The sequence below is a fragment of the Thermodesulfobacteriota bacterium genome, assembly GCA_040753795.1.
Lineage (GTDB): Bacteria > Desulfobacterota > Desulfobacteria > Desulfobacterales > Desulfosudaceae > JBFMDX01.
This window is the reverse complement of the sequence record JBFMDX010000001.1, coordinates 218,407-234,063: the sequence shown is the minus strand read 5'-3', so window position 1 is coordinate 234,063 and position 15,657 is coordinate 218,407. Positions and strand designations below refer to the sequence as shown.

Here is a 15,657-nt window from a genome sequence, read left to right as displayed (position 1 = left end):
GCCACCGGCTCCGGATGCTTTAATTATCTGATACCGGGATCTTCCATGGCATCCCAGGCAAAAACGTCCGATTGCAGCAGCAGATCACCGGCCCGGACGCTTCGTACCGACTCGACATGGCGCATGTTCATCAGAGCCATGCTCAAGCCGGCGGCCGCCAGCATGGGAATAAAGGTCTGTTCCATGCGAATCCGTCTCGGATAAACGGCCGGGCCGGTGGTCAGGTTGGAAATCCCGGCAATGGTGCGAACGGGAAACCCGAACAAATCGGCCAGGCGGGGAATGACGCCCAACACCGCCCGGTTGTGCCGCAGGCCGTTGTCCCAGATCAGGGGCGCGACCACCGGGTCGATGATCAGCCGCTCCCGGCCGAGACCCGATTGTTCGAAGGCTTCCAGCAGGGCCGATGCCACGGCCAGGCACTCGTCCTCATCCACCGGCACCCGGCTGTCGGGATAGAGCAGGTAACCGATGATGTCGACGTCATGGGCCACGGCCAGGGGCAGGATCTCCGCCAGCTTGACGGGCTCCAGGGAAAAACCGTTGATGACGGCCGGATTGCGGGCAACCTTCAGGCCGGCGGCCAGGGCCCGGGGGTTGGTGGTATCCAGCAGCAGGGGCTTGTCCGTGGCCGACTGCACCGCCTCCACCAGGAAGGTCATCTTGTCTTCCGGCTCCCGGGTCAGCGGGCCGGGGTTGATGTCGATGGCATCGGCCCCGGCCTTCAGGCTTTGCGTCACCATGGCGCGGATCGCCTCCGCGTCCCGGTGCTCGATGGCCTGGGCAACGCGCCGGCTGGTCACCTGCAGGTTATCGGCCACGATCATCATTTGGACGACATCCCCTGAATCAGGGCCAGCGCGTTGCGGCCCAGAATTTCATGATTATAGCCGCCCTCCAGGATGGCAAAGCAGCCGCCCTGGTTTCGGACGGCCGCCGCCCGGACCAGCCGGCCGATCTCGGTGAAATCTTCCGTCTCCAGCACGCTGCCCCAGTCCTGGCGGTGATTGTCGAACCCGGCGGAAATGCCGATGAGGTCGGCCCGGCAGGCGGCCATCTCGCGCCGGACCTCCTCCAGGTAGCTGTCCCGCTTCATGGACTCGACGTTATAGACGGTGACCCAGTCCTTATCCCCGAGGATGTTGACCGTGCCGTCGCCGTAGTGCAGATCGATGTCCAGTACGTAGGCAATGGCGATCATCTTCCGGCGCTTCAGGGAGGTCAGGGCCACGGCCATGTTATTGAAATAGCAGAAGCCCCAGCAGGAGCCGGCCGAGGCGTGATGCCCCGGCGGCCGGATCAGCGCGAAGCAGGGCTCGGCCAGGCCGGTCTCGGCCGCCTGGACAGCACCGCCGGCGGCGAGCATGGCCATGGGGTAAACGCCCTCGTCTCGGACATGATCGATGTGCCGCGCGGTATGCACGGCCGCCACGTCATCATGGTCGGCGAATTCCGCCTCCACGAAGGCGACGTGGGGCGCGATCTCCCGGACGATGGCCTGCATCCTCCCGGCCGCCGCGGCCGGGTCGTCGGCATAGACCTGATAAAAATCGTTGTGGAAAAACACCTTCATCATCCCGGCCCCCCGCCCCACCGCAGCTTGGCCTTGAGCACGTCAAAATACCGCTGCCCCGGCAGGATGATCATGTTGACCGGATGCGGCGCCTTTTCGATGATCACCGTGTCCCGTTCGTCGATTTCGTGCCCTTCCTGCCCGTCCAGGGTGACCATGATATCCCTGGGTTTCTTGGCCAGGCTCAACTCGATACGGGCGCTTTCCGGCACGACCAGGGGCCGGTTGGTGAGCGTAAACGGACAAATCGGCGTCAGCACGATGCCCGCCACCGAGGGATGGATGATCGGGCCGCCGGCCGCAAGGGAGTAAGCTGTTGATCCGGTGGGGGTGGAAATGATCAGGCCGTCGCCGGGATAGGTGGTCAGGTAATGGCCGTTGATGCTGGCCTTGATGTGGGCCAATCGGGCCAGGGCGCCCTTGTTGATGACCACGTCGTTTAACACCGTCTGCCGGACCCGTTCAGCACCGTTTTTGACAATGGTAACCTGCAGGCGCATCCGCTGCTGAATGGTAAAGTTGCCGCCGACTATCTTTTCGGCCGCGGAGATCAGGTCGTCCTCGACCGTCTCCGCCAAAAACCCCACCTGGCCGAACTTGATGCCGATCATGGGGATGTCCAGGTCACCGATCCAGCGGGCAGCGCTTAAAAAAGTGCCGTCTCCGCCCAGAACGAACACGCAGGAAAGCGCGGCCGAAGCCGGCTGTCCGGACTCAGGTGTCTTGCGAACCACCCCCACACCCCGCTCCCGCAGCCATTGCTCCAGCGCATCGGCATTGGCGACGGCTTCGGGATCGGATTTTACCACCAGGCCCATGGTCGTCATGGTCGCGCGCACCCTTCGTCCACATTCCGCCCCGCCGGATAACTGCCCAGGATTTTCAGGCTGTGGCATTTGCCGGACAGCTCCCGCATCAGGCCGGAATATTCATCGTCGTTCAGGTCGCATTCAACGTCGGCAAAAAACAGGTACTGCCACTGGTCCGTCTTCAGCGGGCGGGACTCCAGTTTCTTCATGTTGATGTTGCCACGGGCCAGCACCGACAGGACGTCGGACAGGGCTCCCGACCGGTCCGGCAGGGTAAACAGCAGCGATGTCTTGTCCCGGCCGCTGACCGCGGGCATGTCCGGGCCGATGGTCACAAACCGCGTCCAGTTGTCCGGCATATCCTCGATCCGGGCGGCCAGAATCTTCAGGGAGAACATGTCCGCCAGCCGGCTGTGACCGATGGCGGCATATTCCCTGCGCCCGGCCGCCCGGCGGGCGGCCGCGGCCGTACTCGACACGGGCACGCACTCGGCCCGCGGCAGGTGCGCGTCCAGCCAGGCAGCGCACTGCTCCAGGGCCCGGGGATGGGAGTAGACCGTTTGGACCGCTTCCAGCCCGTCCCCCGCGCTCAACAGGCAATGACTGACGCGGCAGTAAATTTCCGCCTGGATAAATACCGGGTAGCGCAGAAAGAAATCCAGGTTCTGCCCCACGCTGCCGTGCAGCGAGTTCTCCAGGGGCACCACGCCCAGCGCCGCTTCTCTGGCGGCCACTGCCGCGAACACGTCGGCCAGGCTGCCGCGGGGCTCAAAATCCGTACTGCCGCCCAGCAGCTCCACGCCGGCAAAATAGGAAAAGGTCCCTTCCGGTCCCAGGTAAACGACCTTATCCGGGCGCTGGAGCTTGCGGGAGGAAGAGAGGATTTCCCGGTAAATGGCCCGCAGGTGGTCTTCCGGCAGAGCCCCGGGATTGCTGCCGACCAGTTGCTGAAGCACCTCCTTCTCGCGGAACGGCTTGAAGATGGCGTCATCCGTGGCTGCCTTGATCCGCCCCACGGCCAGACACAACTCGGCCCGCCTGTTCAAAAAGGTCAGGATCTCCCGGTCGGTCCGGCTGATCTCCTGACGTAGCTGTTCCAGCGTCCTGTTTTCCGGTCCTCCCGGCTTTTCTGATCCGGAATCGTTCATCCTGATCTTTTCCCTGAAACGGCAGCAGGTTAAAGGTACCTTATCTTTTGATGCGCTCGTAAAAGCCTTACGAGACTGTCATTTATTGTATTTCACAGTTTATCGTTGATGGCCGCCTGATATCAATCTTTTTTTCCCATGTTGCACTATCCCGTTATTTATGCTAATCAGACCTTCATGAAACAATATGTAATCGACGAGCTCCGCCCCGGGGAAGCGGACAAAATCACGGATTATCTGATCAAAACCTTCGGTCCGCCGGAACTGTCCAGCCTGTTCTGGATTCCCCTTCCAGGAGACCTGCTCTCCGGCACCCAGGCGACCCACAAAAACTGTCAACCGTTTTATTTTGTTGTTGATATCAATGAGTCGCAGATGTCCTGCGAGCTCCTGGTCCGAACCAAAAACACCATCCGTTGCAACTGTATCGGCTATGCCACCCCGGAACAGCGGAATTGGCTGCTGACTTATATCGATTCAATTTTTGAACGGCTTGAAATAATTACGTAAGCATAACGATATCGTCCCTGCCGGCGCGGCCGTGGGGAAAAGGCGCTCCTGATGCTGAAAATCATTCCCCTGGGCGGAACCCGGGAAATCGGTCTGAATATGATGGCCGTTGAATACGGCGACACGACTTTCGCCATCGACGCCGGGCTGATGTTTCCGGAAGATTACATGCTCGGGGTGGATATCGTTATCCCCGAAATCAGCTATCTCAAGGCCAAACAGGACAGCTTCGCCGCCATTGTCCTGACCCACGGTCACGAAGATCACATCGGCGCCATTCCTTATGTATTAAAGACCATGAATGTGCCGGTCTACGGCACGCCCTTCACCCTGGAACTGGTCAAGTACAAGCTGAACGAATGGGGCCTGCTGGAAAATGCCCGTCTTCACCCGATCTCCCCGGATGATACATTGAAGATCGGTCCGTTTGAACTGAATTTCATCCGGGTCAACCACAGCGTGGTGGACGGTGTGGGTATCGCCATTGGCACGCCGGTGGGCACAGTCATCCATACCGGGGATTTCAAGCTCAGCGAAAGCCATTTCTCCTGGATGAACACGGACGTGGATAAGTTCGTCGAATACGGCCAGAAAGGCGTGCTGGCCCTCATGTCCGATTCCACCAACGTTGAAAAGGAAGGGCGCACCTTTTCCGACAAAAAAGTCGGGGACACCCTGGAAAAACTGATCTCCCGCAGCCCGGGCCGGGCCATTATCGCCCTGTTCGCGTCCAACATCGTCCGCATTCAGCAGATCGTCGACATCGCCGCCCGGCACAACCGCAAGATCGCCTTTGACGGACGCAGCATTGAGGTCAGCGTCCAGACGGCCAGGGACCTGGGATACCTGCGCATTCCGGAACACCTGGGAATCAGCATCAAGGACATGGATTACTTCCCCGACCGGGAAGTCATCGTCATCACCACCGGCAGCCAGGGTGAGCCCATGTCATCCCTGGCCCGCATGGCCATCGGCAACAACAAGATGATCCGCACCAAACCGGACGACACCATTATCCTGTCCTCCAAGTTCATTCCCGGCAACGAAAAGGCCATTGCCGGGGTCATCAATAATTTCTGCGAAGACGGCGCCCGGGTCATCTATGAAAAAATTTCCGACATCCATGTCTCCGGCCACGCCTTTGCCGACGAACTCAAGGAGATGATCGACCTGGTCAACCCCCAATATTTCATTCCCATCCACGGCGAACGGCGGCACCTGGTGCACCATATCCGGCTGGCCGAAGAAATGGGCATCCCCCGGGAACGGACGCTGCTGCCGGACAACGGCCGGGTCATCGAATTCGACGAGAACGGCGGACGCATCGGCGGACGCATCGAAACCAGCCGGGTGCTGGTCGACGGCAAAGGCGTCGGCGATGTCGGCCAGCGCGTCCTGCGGGAGCGCCGGGAACTGGCCGAGCACGGCCTGGTGATCGTGGTCATGATATTCGACGAAGAGACCGGCATCATCCTGCACGGCCCGGAAATCATCTCCAAGGGTTTTGTCTTCCCCGGGGTCACCGGCCATCTGCTCCAGGACGCCGAATGCGTCATCCTGGAAATCGTGGAAGAGGTCAGCGGTACCGTTCCCGACCGGGTGGCGGTCATCGAAGCGAAGATGAAAATCGCCCTGCGGCAATACTTTAAATTTACGATTCAGCGACGGCCGGTTGTCATCCCCATTATTGTAGAGATATAATTATAAGTATGAAAAAAGAACTCGGCGGCATCCTGCTTTTCTTCCTGGTCATCCTGACCCTGGTCAGCCTGCTGACCTTCAGCCCGGAAGACCCCGCCATCGGCCTGGGCACGTCTTCCACCGGAAAAATCAGAAATTTTTTCGGCCCCCTGGGAGCGCACACGGCCGGGCTGCTGCTGGCCGGTTTCGGCATCGGCGCGTTCTGGGCACCGCTGCTGCTCTTTATGGCCGGCATACGGATCATCCTCAAAAAAGACGTGGCGGCTATTATCCGCATCGCCTGGGGCGGGGTACTGCTGATGGTCGCCACCGGATGCCTGGCCTCGTTCCAGTCCGGTGAACGGTTTTTTTCCATTTATCCCGCTCACAGCGCCGCCGGGAAAATTCTGCAGGAAGCCCTGACCCGGTTGGCCGGCCCCAGGGGCGGGTTATTTATCGTTCTCCTGCTGCTTTTAGTCGGCCTGATCACCGCCACCGGGTTTTCGCCGGTCCGGTTCTTCAGGCGCGCCAGGGGGCTCGGCCGGATGATGATCGAGCAGATCAAAACCCGGCGGATGATTCTCCGGGAGCGAAAACTGAAAACGGAAAAGCGCGTGGCCGCCCAGTTGAAAAAACCGCCCAAAAAACCCGGCGAGCTGAAAATCAACACCCCTGTCCCTGCTCCCGTCAAGGCCGTGCCGCGGCCCAAGCAGGAAGAATTTTCCTTCATGAGTGACAGCGGGGGATTCTCTCTGCCCTCGGTAAAGCTCCTGGATGATCCCGATGAACGGCCGGCGTCGGTGGACCATGACAGCCTGGCAATGCTGTCCCGCCTGCTGGAAAAAAAGCTGGATGATTTCGGCGTCAACGGATCGGTCACCGCCGTCACCCCCGGCCCGGTCGTGACCATGTTCGAATACGAGCCGGCCCCCGGCGTAAAGATCAACCGCATCGTCAGCCTGGCCGACGACCTGGCCCTGGCCTTGCGGGCCTTGAGCATCCGCATCGTGGCGCCCATCCCCGGCAAATCCGTGATCGGCATCGAGATCCCCAACCCCCAGCGGGAGACGGTACGCATCAAGGAGATCATCGTTTCGGAAAGCTTTGAAAAACAAAAATCCAAGCTGACCCTGTGCCTGGGAAAAGACATTGTCGGCGAACCGGTGGCGGTGGAAATGGACAAGATGCCCCACCTGCTGGTGGCCGGTTCGACCGGATCGGGCAAAAGCGTGGCCCTAAACGCCATGATCTGCAGCCTGCTGTACAAGGCCACCCCGGACGAAGTCAAGCTGCTGATGATCGATCCCAAGCGCATCGAACTCTCCCTTTACAACAATATCCCCCACCTGATCACGCCGGTGGTCACCGACATGAGGAAGGCCACCAACGCCCTGTCCTGGGCGGTCCGGGAAATGGAACAGCGGTACGAACGGCTGTCCGAGAAGAAAGTCCGCAACATCAGCCAGTACAACCGTAAAATCGAAAAGGAGCAGAAGGCCGGGGAAGAGGCCGAGCCCAAACTGCCCTACATCGTCATCATCATCGACGAGTTCGCCGACCTGATGGCCGTCTCCTCCCGGGAGGTGGAAGCCGCCCTGGCGCGCCTGGCCCAGATGGCCCGAGCCGCCGGCATTCACCTGATCATCGCCACCCAGCGGCCGTCGGTGAACGTCATCACCGGCATCATCAAGGCCAACTTTCCCACCCGGATATCCTTTCAGGTCTCCTCCAAGATCGATTCCCGCACCATCCTGGACGCCAACGGCGCCGAAAGCCTGCTGGGCAGCGGCGACATGCTCTTCATGGCGCCCGGCACGGCCAAAATTCAGCGCATCCACGGCGCCTTTATTTCCGAGGAAGAGGTACTGCGGGTCATCGAGTTTCTGAAGAAGCAGAAGCGGCCGGATTTTGACGAACGTGTCACGGAAGCGCCGCCCCGGCCCGAGGGGGAACCGGAATCAACGGAATATGATGAATTTTATGATGAGGCGGTGGCCCTGGTCGCCAAAACCCGGCAGGCATCCATCTCCATGATCCAGCGCCATCTGCGCATCGGCTACAACCGGGCGGCCCGGATCGTTGAGACCATGGAGCGTGAGGGCGTGGTCGGCCCGTCCGACGGCGTCAAGCCCCGGGAGGTGCTGGTGGCTGATTTTGACCAGGGGCTCAAGGGATCAAGGGATCAAGGGGCCAAATGAAGTGGAAAAAAAATTGGATTTTGATGTAAAACAACTGGCTGCCATAAAAGGCTTTATGGACGACGAAGAGGCAGCCCACCTTTATCGCGTGGCCCGGGAGGCGGCCGGGCTGGGGCCCTGCCTTGAAATCGGCAGCTACTGCGGCAAATCGGCGGTTTGCCTGGGCAGCGGCTGCCGGGAAGCCGGCGGCATCCTCTTTTCCATTGACCACCACCGGGGTTCCGAGGAGCAGCAGGCCGGCGAGGAATACTTTGATCCGGCCCTGTATGATTACCGGGCCGGCCGCGTCAACACCCTGCCTGCCTTCCTGGCGGCCCTTGAACATGCCGGACTGACCGGAACGGTGGTGCCCATCGTCTGCGCCTCGGACGTGGCGGCCAGGGCCTGGGCCACTCCCCTGTCCCTGGTCTTTATCGACGGCGGCCACGCCCTGGAAACCGCCGTCACGGACTACCGCTGCTGGGCCCATCATCTCATGCCGGGCGGTTTTCTGTTGATCCACGATATTTTTGAAAACCCGGAAGAAGGCGGGCAGGCGCCATACGAAGTTTACAAGCTCGCTCAATCCTCAGGCCTCTTTGCGCCTCACTCCCGCGTCAGGACCCTGGGCGTGTTGCGGCGAAAATAAAACCGCTGATGGAAAGCGGGGCCTCATCATGAAATCAGCCTGGACGCGAATCAGCATCGTTATGCTGACGGTTGTCATCATAATTGCCGGCGGCGAGCTGGTTGTCCGTCACAAGCTGCCCGGTTACGCGACCCCGCCGCCCCACCCTCCCTGCCGGCATGATGATGTCCTCGGCTGGCGCAACCAGGCGACGGCCGGCGAACTGCCTTCCCTGTCATCCCACCGGCAGACGGTCATGGTGTCGCATACCGCCGACGGCCGGCGGATCACCTCCCCGGACAAGGGGAACATGGACGACCGCGGCCAGGTGGTGGTGATCGGCGACTCCCTGACTTATGGCTACGGCCTGTCGGACGAGGAGACCTGGCCCTGGCTTCTCCAGCAAAGAACCCCCTGTACCCGGGTATTAAACTATGGTACCCCCGGATACGGCACTTACCAGTGCCTGCTGACGCTGGAGCGGATTCTGCCGGAATTATCCTCCCCGCGAATCGTTCTTTACGGATTTCTCGAGCATCACCTGGTCCGCAACGTAGCACCGCCATCCTGGCGGGCAGTGCTGAACATGAACCGCGGGCAGGAAGCGCGGCTGCCATACGTAAGTATCGACCAGGAAGATCGTTTGATCCGCCATCCCGCGGCCTCCGTTCGCCCCTGGCCTTTCAGTCGGTCGCTGGCGCTGGTGAGGTTTTCCCAGGTCATGGTGTTGAGTACCCTCCAGGGCCGGGAATATTTTAAAGCCATGGATATGGCCTGGCAGCGCCTGATGACGGAGATGAGAGACCTGTGCGCCGCCCGTGGCGCACGGCTGGTGGTGGTGGTACTCGGCATAGACCACCGGCAGGAAAAATTTTTTTACACGACCTTTTTTGAACGAAACGGCATCCCGTTCATCGATGCCGACATGGACATGGCCCCGGACATGTTTCTGGAAAAAGACCCTTCCCATCCCAATCACAGGGCCAACGCCGCCTGGGCGGATATCATCAGCCGCCATGTTTTCTGCGACCCGAAAACAGCGCAGGTGGTTTTTGATTAGGCCTTCCGGTTCCCCGGAAAATGGGGGCAGGCCTTGAGACAGGCAAAGCAGGAAATGCCGTAGCTCTCGAAAAAGCTCAGGGCGAAAAGGTCCATGAGGCTGGAGAGAAACCGGCTTTTGCCCACCGGCCAGCGGATCAGCGACAGGACCCACCTCGGCGGCAGCAGCAGATGCTCGATGCAGTTGCCCATGCACTGCATTTTGTTGATGCCTTTTTCAGACAACGCTCCCACCGGGCAGGCATCCCGGCATTTATGGCAGGCTTCCGGGCACAGCTTCGGGAACTCGCCGGGGCCGTCGGCCGGCAGCTCCAGGGTCGTCATCAGGCCACCCAGGCGCAGGATGTTGCCTTCCGTCGGATGAATCAGCAGCGTGTTCTTGCCCATCTTGCCCAGGCCGGCGGCCACGGCCGCGTGCTTGAGGCTGATCAGCCCCCGCGGTTCGCCGTCGTGAAACTTCAAGGGGCTGTAAGACGGAATCGGCAGGGCGGCATGACCGGCGTCCTCGAGCATCAGGCAGATGGTGTTCACGGCTTCGTTGGTGGCCTGGTAGTAGGTGTGAAAGGAACTGGTGTAAAATGAATAGATCTTGCGGTTGCGCGGCGTCTGAAAAATCGACAGGGGCAGAGGCTTGGCCACGATCAGCACCGATCGGGCGCCGGGCAGCATGTCCTCCGGCCGGAAGCCTTCCGGCGCCGTGCGGTTTAACTGCCCGGCGTCGGCCACGCCGAGCAGGGGGATGTTGTTTTTTTCAAGGGTGGCGCGGATCTCGTCCAGGATTGGTGTTGTCATAATCTTCCCTTTGAGTCTTACTCTATGATTTAGGCGTTAAAGAACCGCTCAAATATTTATGCACAATACTTGAAATGAGTGTTTGATAGGGGATGCCTTCTTCAATGGCTCTTATCTGTATTTGATGGTAGTCCTTCTGAGAAAGACGAAGATTGATTCGCTTGTCTTTTTTCAGAGTGTTTCTGGCCGCCTCGATTGCTTTTTTTCTTTCCTGATCAAATTTTTTAACGGGTTGCCACTCGTCACGATCAATGGATTCCATCAGGTCTTTTTCTTCCTGATCGATTGGGTCAAATGCTTTTTTTTTGATTTTATTCATTATGCCCCCTTCAAACCGTACTTTTTTGTGTATTTACGGCTTGGAAAAGCAGTCTTTAAAAATATTTCGGCATCATCTTCCAGATAAGGTACGACGATGGCATATTCGTCAATTTCAAGCACATACATTTTTTGACCCGGATACCCGGGATTTTCCTCGATTCCGATTACCCGGCCGGATTCAACCAAATAGGCTATTTCTTCAAAGGACAGGCCACGTTCTCTTTTTAAAATTTCGTTTTTTTCAGGATTCCAGTTCAGATATTTCATGTTAATAACTTATGCTTTTGTCTGCCTTTTGTCAACATAATTTTGGTGGGGGATTGTGCCCCTTCTCATCAATCCGCCGTCTGTTTGGTCAGGCGTCGGACCGCCTCTACCGCGTCACTCTTCTCGGCAGAAAGGCCTGAATTTTCCCCCTCAACGCCTCAACCCCTTACACCCTGCACCTTTCGCCTTACACCCCGCCCCTCGACCCCTCGACCCCTTGAACCCTTTTTTATTCCCCCATCACCATATCCCCGCAGGCGTACAGTTGGGTTTCGTCATAGATCACAAAGGAGCTTCCCCCGGCCGCGTTGGGAGCCAGGCCGGCTTTGACCCGGCCGACCTCGCCGCCGATCTCCTTGTTGTACTGGATGAAGATGCTTTTCACCGTCGGCGCGTTTGGGGACGAGCGGCGGATGAGGGTGTCCAGATAATCGAAATAGGCGGCGTTATTGACATGACCCAGCATGTCATAGTCCGAATGGCGGGTGGTGATATCCATGACAAAGGCGGGCGCCAGTTTCTTGTCCGGCCGCCACTCCTCGATGTCCAGGCCCAGGGCCAGGTCCGGCCGCGTGCCGTAAATCCGGTCGGTTTCCGCCGGAATCTTGACCACCCGGCGCCGGGCCAGGTCCAGGTAAAGCCAGGAACTGGTGGCCGCCGCCACCAGTTCCTCACCCGACCGGATTTCGTATTCCCGGTAGGACTTGAAGCCTTTTGTCCCCCGGTGCCAGGTATCCACGGTCAGGGTCTGACCGTAAACCGGATGCCGGAAAATCGTAATAGCCACCTTGTTGAGGATCCAGGCATAGCCATCGGCGATGAGCACCCGGGAATCCCGGTCAACCTCCCGGACATGTTCCAGGGCCGCGTTCTGCAGGATCTTGATGAAGGAATCCAGTTTGACCCGGCCGTCCGTGGCCGACTGGAAATAATCGATGGTCCGGGTCAGTTGAAAACCCATGCCCTGGCTCCTCAAAACCAGATGCCGCAGAGCTTGGCGGCCTTCTTCTTCTTTTCTTCCAGGTTGACCAGCCGGGAGATCATGATGCGCTGGGCCTGGGGCGATCCGGCCCCGTGCATTGATTCGGTCAGGTAGCCCACGGCCGCGGTCCCCAGGGTCAGGTTCTCGATCAGCCGCAGCACCCGCTGCCGGTTTTCCACGGGCACGCCCGCCCGTCCTTTAAAATACTTTTTCACCAGCCCGCCCACGTCCGGGGAATTGAAATCAGCCTCCGACGGCAGGGTGACCATCAGGCCGCCGGCGATGTCCTGGGCCAGGCGGGCGATCTCGTAGGGGAACCGGGTCACGTTCTGTTTGAAGACGTTGGCCAGCAGGGTGTTGACGGCAAAGGTCCCGCTGGGTTCCCGGTGGCCGGCGGCGGCGCAGGAGAACGACCCGCAGAAAAGGGTCTCGTTTAAATGGTTCATCTCCACGATTTTGTCTTTGATATGTGAAGCTTTTTCTGCCCCGTTGTATTCAGCGGCCAGCTGGGCCGCGCCGATGAGCACATCGCCGACGCCCACCTTGCAGGCGTAGCTCTGGCGGTGATAGGCGGCGAACTGCTCCACCAGCCGGCCGGCGAACTCAAATTCCTTGAGCATGAAAACCCGCTCGTGGGGCACGAACACGTCCTCGAAGACCACCAGGGCCTCGTGACCGCCGAAGACCGGGTTGCCCCGGTCGATGAGGCCATTTTCCAGCTTGCGGGTATCGCAGGACTGGCGGCCCATGATATAGGTGATGCCCTCGGCATCGCTGGGCAGAGCAAAGGACACGGCGTAATCCTTGTCCGCCTCCCGCATGGCGATGGTGGGCATGACGACGACCTCGTGGGAGTTGACGGCGCCGGTCTGGTGGGCCTTGGCCCCCCGGACCACGATACCGTCGTTCTTCACCTCCACCACCCGCAGGTACATGTCCGGGTCCGGCTGCTGATGGGGCGGGAGGGAGCGGTCGCCCTTGGGATCGGTCATGGCGCCGTCGCAGGTCAGGTCATTCTCCTGGACGTATTCCAGGTATTTGACAAACCGGCGGTGGTATTCGGTGCCGTATTTGACGTCAATATCGAAGGTAACGATGGACAGGGCGTTTAACGCGTCCATGCCCACGCAGCGCTGAAAGCAGCAGGCCGTGGCCCCGCCCAGGAGCCGGCCCATGCGCGTCTTGCGGACCAGGTCGTCGGTGCTCTGGTGGATATGGGTAAAGCGGTTGATTCTCCGGCCGGTCAGGTGGGAAACGGCGGTCATCAGGTCCTCGTGTTCCGGCTTCCCGGCCAGTTCATAGGTCTTGGCGACCGCGTTCATGGAGGGCCGGATGATGGGGTTGTCCACCACGTTGTCCAGCTTCTCTCCGAACAGGTAAACCTTCAGGTTGAGTTTGCGCAGACTCTCTTCATAAGCTTCCGGGGTCATCATCATGGCCGTTCCTCCCCTTGCCGGTAAAAACGGTTATCGCGGCAGGACCGCCGCCGGTTTCTTGAAATAGAGCACCAGGCTCTTGCCCAGGACCGGATTGAGCAGCCGGCTGGCGGCCCGGGTGATTTTCGGCCGCTTCATGATATCCCAGGTCAAAAACCGGTGGTAGAGGTTGACCGGCAGGCTGTCCGTCCGGGTGGGTCCCACCAGGCATTTGAGCCACCAGTAGGGCGAATGCAGGCTGTGGGCAAAGTGCCGGGCGTACGGTTTCACCCCCAGGCTCTCCAGGCGCCGGATCAACTGCCCCTGCCGGTAGATGCGGACATGGCCCTGGTTGACGTTGAAGTACTCGTCCGACAGGGCCCAGCAGATGCGCTCGGGGAAATATCGGGGAACGCTGACCACCAGGTCCCGCCCCGGCTTGACCACCCGGATGATCTCCCGCATGGCAGCCTCGTCCTGGGGGATGTGCTCCAGCACCTCCGAACAGATGACCAGGTCAAAATACCCGTCCGGGAACGGCAGGCGGGTGATGTCGGTCTGGAGCAGGCCCCAGGCGCCGCCGCCGTGTTCGCCGAGCTGGTCGTGAAACTGAAGCCTTTTTCTGGCCTCTTGCAGGGAATTGAAATTCAGGTCCGCGCCCACCACGGTGACGTTTTTTAACCGGTAGGCGGCGCAGACGTGGCGTCCCTCGCCGCAACCGATATCCAGGATCTTGGATCCCGGCTTGACCCTCAGCCGGCTGAAATCAGCGGTAACCACGGATCACCTCCCGGTATACCCGCACCGTCTCCAGGGCGGCCTTTTCCCAGGTGAACCGCTGATGCACCCGCGCGTATCCTTTACGGCCCAGTTCGGCCGCCAGGCCAGGGTTGTCGAACACCCGGACGATGGCTTCGGCCAGGGCCCGGGGGTCTCCGGGCGGCACGATGATGCCGGCGTCGCCGACCACTTCCGGCAGAGCCCCGCCGGAGGTGCTGATGACAGGGATGCCGCAGGCCATGGCTTCACCGGCCGGCAGGCCGAACCCCTCGTACACGGACGGCACCACCGCCACCGTGGAGACGGCGTAGTGCCGGACGAAGGCATCGTGATCGATCCGGCCGGTGAAGGTGATCAGCTGGCCGATGCCGAGCTTTTCCACCAGCCGGAGGACGCCGCCGTTTTCCTTGGGCGTGCCGATCACCGTCAGCCTGATGCTCCGCTCGGCGGCGATCATGGCCACGGCCCGCAGCAGATGGTAAAGACCTTTCAGCGGGGTGTCGGCGCTGTTGGTGACGATGACCCGGTCGGGCTCCCGGGGAATTTCCGTCATGGGATAAAACAGTTCGGTGTTGATGCCGTTGGGAACCACGGCAAACCGGCCGAAGGGAATGTCAAAGTCCCGGCAGATATCATCACGGGAGCATTCGGAAACGGTGATGATGCGCGGAAACGTCCGGGCCACCCTTTTCTGCATGCCGATAAATGAATACCAGCGCATATGTTTCAGGCGCACCATGTGCGAACGGGTGCTGCGCATGGCGATTTCCCGGTCCCGGGTAATGGGGTGATGAATGGTGACCACCGTCGGCATCTTCCGGCCGATGGCCCAGACGCCGTAGGACAGGCTCTGGTTGTCGTGGACGATATCGTATTGCCGGTGATGCTTTTTTAAAAATTCGTAGGCTCTCAAGCCAAAGGTAAACGGTTCGGGAAAGCCCATGGTAGAAACGCCGAACCACTCCATGAAATTGATGGGCTGGGACAGTTCCTGCCGGGACGGCATTCGGAAGAGATTTTCCGGGTTATACAGGTCCAGGCAGGGCAGCTGGGTCAGCTTGACCCCGTCTTTTAACTGGGGGTCCGGCGGGCCGGAGACCACCTCCACGCTGTGACCGAGCCGGGAAAGCCCGTGGCTCAGGTTCCGGACATAAACCCCCTGGCCGCCGCAATGGGGATTGCTGCGGTAACTCAATATGCAGATGCGAAGCGGTCTGTCGTTGTTCACTACTTTATTCGCTCCATTATTAAAAGATCCGGGCTAACGGTATTTGATTTTTATACAAAAGACAACCACCCGAAACATTTTTTTACCGGGCCGGGAACCAAAGCTGACCGTGTCGCAAAAAGGCGATGGTTGTCGATGTCATTTCGACCGAAGGGAGAAATCTATCTTTTCCCGAAAGTTATGTTTTAGGGATTTCTCGCTACGCTCGAAATGACATAGAAGTGCGACTTTTTTCGGGCTCATCAATGTTTTCGGCCTGAAGGATATATCATTTTCTAATCAAAACAG

General features: G+C 59.6%; 16 protein-coding genes. 5 read left to right on the top strand and 11 right to left on the bottom strand.

The window, feature by feature from the left end; translation table 11 throughout:
• Positions 1 to 23 precede the first annotated feature (23 nt).
• From AB1724_01060 to pheA, 4 genes are read right to left on the bottom strand one after another with little or no spacing between them, the layout of a single operon-like run.
• A complete protein-coding gene (locus AB1724_01060; GenBank protein ID MEW6076379.1) occupies positions 24 to 830 on the bottom strand; it encodes a dihydropteroate synthase in 807 nt (268 codons plus the stop codon).
• Entirely contained in the window at positions 827 to 1,576 is a 750-nt protein-coding gene (locus AB1724_01055) for a histone deacetylase family protein (GenBank protein MEW6076378.1), read from the bottom strand. Before AB1724_01055 ends, AB1724_01060 begins: the two co-directional genes overlap by 4 nt.
• A complete protein-coding gene (locus AB1724_01050; GenBank protein ID MEW6076377.1) occupies positions 1,573 to 2,400 on the bottom strand; it encodes an NAD(+)/NADH kinase in 828 nt (275 codons plus the stop codon). The genes AB1724_01055 and AB1724_01050 overlap by 4 nt, the downstream gene beginning before the upstream one ends.
• Positions 2,397 to 3,530 carry a prephenate dehydratase gene (gene pheA, locus AB1724_01045; GenBank protein MEW6076376.1) on the bottom strand — a complete coding sequence of 378 codons (1,134 nt, stop codon included), beginning with the start codon at positions 3,528 to 3,530 and terminating at the stop codon, positions 2,397 to 2,399. The genes AB1724_01050 and pheA overlap by 4 nt, the downstream gene beginning before the upstream one ends.
• Positions 3,531 to 3,707: 177 nt before the next feature.
• Between pheA and AB1724_01040 the strand changes: the two genes are divergently transcribed.
• Genes AB1724_01040 through AB1724_01020 form a run of 5 tightly spaced genes read left to right on the top strand, consistent with a single transcriptional unit; the run spans position 3,708 to position 9,585 of the window.
• The gene (locus tag AB1724_01040; GenBank protein ID MEW6076375.1) at positions 3,708 to 4,040 is read left to right on the top strand and encodes a hypothetical protein; all 333 of its coding nucleotides are present in this window, start codon (positions 3,708 to 3,710) and stop codon (positions 4,038 to 4,040) included.
• Between the two features lie 51 nt (positions 4,041 to 4,091).
• On the top strand, positions 4,092 to 5,741 hold the full coding sequence (locus tag AB1724_01035; protein ID MEW6076374.1) for a ribonuclease J: 1,650 nt from the start codon (positions 4,092 to 4,094) through the stop codon (positions 5,739 to 5,741).
• Between the two features lie 8 nt (positions 5,742 to 5,749).
• Positions 5,750 to 7,918, top strand: a complete 2,169-nt coding sequence (locus AB1724_01030; protein ID MEW6076373.1) for a DNA translocase FtsK — start codon at positions 5,750 to 5,752, stop codon at positions 7,916 to 7,918.
• A gap of 1 nt (position 7,919) precedes the next feature.
• On the top strand, positions 7,920 to 8,546 hold the full coding sequence (locus AB1724_01025) for a class I SAM-dependent methyltransferase (GenBank protein MEW6076372.1): 627 nt from the start codon (positions 7,920 to 7,922) through the stop codon (positions 8,544 to 8,546).
• Between the two features lie 28 nt (positions 8,547 to 8,574).
• Complete coding sequence (locus tag AB1724_01020; GenBank protein ID MEW6076371.1) at positions 8,575 to 9,585, top strand: hypothetical protein; 1,011 nt, start codon at positions 8,575 to 8,577, stop codon at positions 9,583 to 9,585.
• Here AB1724_01020 and AB1724_01015 read toward each other — a convergent pair.
• The 7 genes from AB1724_01015 to AB1724_00985 all read right to left on the bottom strand — a co-directional run bounded on the left by AB1724_01015 (position 9,582) and on the right by AB1724_00985 (position 15,369).
• The gene (locus tag AB1724_01015; GenBank protein MEW6076370.1) at positions 9,582 to 10,376 is read right to left on the bottom strand and encodes a hypothetical protein; all 795 of its coding nucleotides are present in this window, start codon (positions 10,374 to 10,376) and stop codon (positions 9,582 to 9,584) included. The genes AB1724_01020 and AB1724_01015 overlap by 4 nt on opposite strands.
• A gap of 22 nt (positions 10,377 to 10,398) precedes the next feature.
• Positions 10,399 to 10,695, bottom strand: a complete 297-nt coding sequence (locus AB1724_01010) for an antitoxin (protein ID MEW6076369.1) — start codon at positions 10,693 to 10,695, stop codon at positions 10,399 to 10,401.
• On the bottom strand, positions 10,695 to 10,964 hold the full coding sequence (locus AB1724_01005; protein ID MEW6076368.1) for a BrnT family toxin: 270 nt from the start codon (positions 10,962 to 10,964) through the stop codon (positions 10,695 to 10,697). The genes AB1724_01010 and AB1724_01005 overlap by 1 nt, the downstream gene beginning before the upstream one ends.
• A gap of 229 nt (positions 10,965 to 11,193) precedes the next feature.
• Positions 11,194 to 11,925: an acyl-ACP thioesterase domain-containing protein gene (locus AB1724_01000; GenBank protein MEW6076367.1), complete on the bottom strand. Its 732-nt coding sequence runs from the start codon at positions 11,923 to 11,925 to the stop codon at positions 11,194 to 11,196.
• Between the two features lie 11 nt (positions 11,926 to 11,936).
• On the bottom strand, positions 11,937 to 13,382 hold the full coding sequence (locus tag AB1724_00995; GenBank protein ID MEW6076366.1) for a 4-hydroxyphenylacetate 3-hydroxylase family protein: 1,446 nt from the start codon (positions 13,380 to 13,382) through the stop codon (positions 11,937 to 11,939).
• Positions 13,383 to 13,412: 30 nt separating this feature from the next.
• Entirely contained in the window at positions 13,413 to 14,141 is a 729-nt protein-coding gene (locus AB1724_00990; GenBank protein MEW6076365.1) for a class I SAM-dependent methyltransferase, read from the bottom strand.
• Positions 14,128 to 15,369, bottom strand: a complete 1,242-nt coding sequence (locus AB1724_00985; protein MEW6076364.1) for a glycosyltransferase family 4 protein — start codon at positions 15,367 to 15,369, stop codon at positions 14,128 to 14,130. Before AB1724_00985 ends, AB1724_00990 begins: the two co-directional genes overlap by 14 nt.
• Positions 15,370 to 15,657: the final 288 nt, after the last annotated feature.

Bases quoted from the DNA above. Each gene is read 5' to 3' on its own strand.
- AB1724_01060 (MEW6076379.1), bottom strand. From the start codon at position 830: ATGATGATCGTGGCCGATAACCTGCAGGTGACCAGCCGGCGCGTTGCC.
- AB1724_01055 (MEW6076378.1), bottom strand. From the start codon at position 1,576: ATGATGAAGGTGTTTTTCCACAACGATTTTTATCAGGTCTATGCCGAC.
- AB1724_01050 (MEW6076377.1), bottom strand. From the start codon at position 2,400: ATGACGACCATGGGCCTGGTGGTAAAATCCGATCCCGAAGCCGTCGCC.
- pheA (MEW6076376.1), bottom strand. From the start codon at position 3,530: ATGAACGATTCCGGATCAGAAAAGCCGGGAGGACCGGAAAACAGGACG.
- AB1724_01040 (MEW6076375.1), top strand. From the start codon at position 3,708: ATGAAACAATATGTAATCGACGAGCTCCGCCCCGGGGAAGCGGACAAA.
- AB1724_01035 (MEW6076374.1), top strand. From the start codon at position 4,092: ATGCTGAAAATCATTCCCCTGGGCGGAACCCGGGAAATCGGTCTGAAT.
- AB1724_01030 (MEW6076373.1), top strand. From the start codon at position 5,750: ATGAAAAAAGAACTCGGCGGCATCCTGCTTTTCTTCCTGGTCATCCTG.
- AB1724_01020 (MEW6076371.1), top strand. From the start codon at position 8,575: ATGAAATCAGCCTGGACGCGAATCAGCATCGTTATGCTGACGGTTGTC.
- AB1724_01015 (MEW6076370.1), bottom strand. From the start codon at position 10,376: ATGACAACACCAATCCTGGACGAGATCCGCGCCACCCTTGAAAAAAAC.
- AB1724_01010 (MEW6076369.1), bottom strand. From the start codon at position 10,695: ATGAATAAAATCAAAAAAAAAGCATTTGACCCAATCGATCAGGAAGAA.
- AB1724_01005 (MEW6076368.1), bottom strand. From the start codon at position 10,964: ATGAAATATCTGAACTGGAATCCTGAAAAAAACGAAATTTTAAAAAGA.
- AB1724_01000 (MEW6076367.1), bottom strand. From the start codon at position 11,925: ATGGGTTTTCAACTGACCCGGACCATCGATTATTTCCAGTCGGCCACG.
- AB1724_00995 (MEW6076366.1), bottom strand. From the start codon at position 13,382: ATGATGATGACCCCGGAAGCTTATGAAGAGAGTCTGCGCAAACTCAAC.